The organism is Acinetobacter sp. YH12231 (genome assembly GCF_013417755.1).
GTDB lineage: Bacteria > Pseudomonadota > Gammaproteobacteria > Pseudomonadales > Moraxellaceae > Acinetobacter > Acinetobacter amyesii.
Genome location: NZ_VPDJ01000057.1, coordinates 1 through 2230, shown reverse-complemented (window position 1 = coordinate 2230; position 2230 = coordinate 1). Strand labels below are relative to the sequence as shown.

The 2230-nt window shown below is 60.1% G+C and carries 2 protein-coding genes and 1 pseudogene; 1 reads left to right on the top strand and 2 read right to left on the bottom strand.

Features of this window, described 5'->3' with window-relative positions; all coding sequences use genetic code 11:
• Nucleotides 1–832, top strand: a pseudogene (locus FTV11_RS16845) (IS91-like element ISVsa3 family transposase); the annotation flags it as partial.
• Between the two features lie 175 nt (nucleotides 833–1007).
• Here the strand turns inward: FTV11_RS16845 and FTV11_RS16835 are convergent.
• Together FTV11_RS16835 and sul2 are read right to left on the bottom strand one after the other, a co-directional pair.
• On the bottom strand, nucleotides 1008–1310 hold the full coding sequence (locus tag FTV11_RS16835; RefSeq protein WP_000251875.1) for a phosphoglucosamine mutase: 303 nt from the start codon (nucleotides 1308–1310) through the stop codon (nucleotides 1008–1010).
• A gap of 86 nt (nucleotides 1311–1396) precedes the next feature.
• A complete protein-coding gene (gene sul2 / locus FTV11_RS16830; protein WP_001043260.1) occupies nucleotides 1397–2212 on the bottom strand; it encodes a sulfonamide-resistant dihydropteroate synthase Sul2 in 816 nt (271 codons plus the stop codon).
• Nucleotides 2213–2230: the final 18 nt, after the last annotated feature.

Here is a 2230-nt window from a genome sequence, read left to right as displayed (position 1 = left end):
GCTGACGCACACCATCGCCCACCGGGTGGGTCGCTATCTGGAACGGCAAGGCCTGCTGGAACGGGATGTCGAAAACAGCTATCTGGCCTCGGATGCGGTGGATGACGACCCGATGACACCCCTGCTGGGGCACTCGATCACTTACCGTATCGCTGTCGGTTCACAGGCGGGGCGAAAGGTGTTCACTTTGCAAACTCTGCCGACCAGTGGTGATCCGTTCGGTGACGGGATTGGCAAGGTAGCCGGGTCCAGCCTGCACGCCGGCGTGGCGGCCAGGGCCGATGAACGCAAGAAGCTCGAACGGCTGTGCCGGTACATCAGCCGCCCGGCGGTATCCGAGAAGCGGCTGTCGTTAACACGAGGCGGCAACGTGCGCTACCAGCTCAAGACGCCGTACCGGGACGGCACCACGCACGTCATTTTCGAACCATTGGATTTCATTGCAAGGCTGGCCGCCCTGGTACCGAAGCCCAGAGTCAACCTAACCCGCTTCCACGGGGTGTTCGCACCCAACAGTCGGCACCGGGCGTTGGTCACGCCGGCAAAACGGGGCAGGGGCAACAAGGTCAGGGTGGCTGATGAACCGGCAACACCAGCACAACGGCGAGCGTCGATGACATGGGCGCAACGGCTCAAGCGTGTTTTCAATATCGACATCGAGACCTGCAGCGGCTGCGGCGGCGCCATGAAAGTCATCGCCTGCATTGAAGACCCTATAGTGATCAAGCAGATCCTTGATCACCTGAAGCACAAAGCCGAAACCAGCGGGACCAGGGCGTTACCCGAAAGCCGGGCGCCACCGGCTGAGCTGCTCCTGGGTCTGTTTGACTGACGAGCCTGAAGGCCAACGATACCAATCAAAATGCTGCGTTCACAGCGCCGCGGCAGGGATCCGCCGTGCTGGTTGTCGGAAAAGGAGCCGCTAGTGGGAAAGAGGAGGGTAAATTTTCAGCGTTGCTGGCTCCCCGTCAGCCGGATTGGGTTGCATCGCAGGGGTGTCGAAAGAGTCAACTGCGGTCCAAAGCTGTTGGACTTGGGTGAAAAGGGCGTTTATTCTTCCTATACGTTGTCGGCAGCGGGCCAAAAAGGAATACGTCCATGCCCATCGAGGTGAAACCGGCTGTGAGCGCGGGTTCAAGCATATAGCCCGACAGGCGCGTATCCTTGCCGATCACGACACGATGGCGGTGGTCACCGCGACGAAAGACACGGCCAGCCGCCATGCCGACGCGCAAGGCGGTTTCCGCCGTCATCGCGCCTTCGTTGGCTTTGCCACGAATACCGTCTGTGCCGAAATATTTGCGCACCATAAGGTCGATTATCCTGTCGTCGGGTCGCCCTCAAAGGGGACATGCCTGCTGAACCGCGAATATAGAGAAATATCCCGAATGTGCAGTTAACGAATTCTTGCGGTTTCTTTCAGCGCCGCCAATACCGCCAGCCCGTCGCGCAAGGGGCGCGGCTCGTGTGTGCGGATGAAGTCAGCTCCACCTGCGGCGGCGGCAAGCTCTGCAGCGAGTGTCGCGGCCCCGACATCCCCCGGACCACGGCCTGTGAGCGCGCGCAGAAAGGATTTGCGCGAAACAGACAGAAGCACCGGCAAATCGAAGCGCAGCCGCAATTCATCGAACCGCGCCAGCACCGAGAGCGAGGTTTCGGGAGCAGCCCCCAGAAAAAACCCCATGCCGGGATCAAGGACAAGGCGGTTGCGTTTGATACCGGCACCCGTCAGCGCCGCGATGCGCGCGTCAAAGAACGCCGCAATGTGATCCATGATGTCGCCAGCGGGTGCCTCGCGCCGATCTGCCTGCCCGTCTTGCACCGAATGCATAACGACGAGTTTGGCAGATGATTTCGCCAATTGCGGATAGAACGCAGCGTCTGGAAAACCGCGAATATCATTGAGATAGGCCACACCACGCGACAAGGCATAGGCTTGCGTCGCGGGTTGATAACTGTCGAGCGAGACGGGAATGCCATCTGCCTTGAGCGCGTCCAGCACCGGCGCGATACGCGCGATTTCTGTGTCGGACGAAACAGGCGCGGCGTCGGGATTGCTGGATGCCGGACCGAGGTCGATCACATCTGCCCCCTCGGCCATCAGCTTACGCGCCTGCGCAATGGCTGCGTCTGGCGCCAGATACCGGCCTCCATCGGAGAAACTGTCCGAGGTTATGTTGACGATGCCGAAAATGATGAGCGATTTATTCATGGGGGCTTCTATAATAAT

Coding starts and splice junctions, on each gene's coding strand:
- FTV11_RS16835 (WP_000251875.1), bottom strand. CDS start 1,310: ATGGTGCGCAAATATTTCGGCACAGACGGTATTCGTGGCAAAGCCAAC.
- sul2 (WP_001043260.1), bottom strand. CDS start 2,212: ATGAATAAATCGCTCATCATTTTCGGCATCGTCAACATAACCTCGGAC.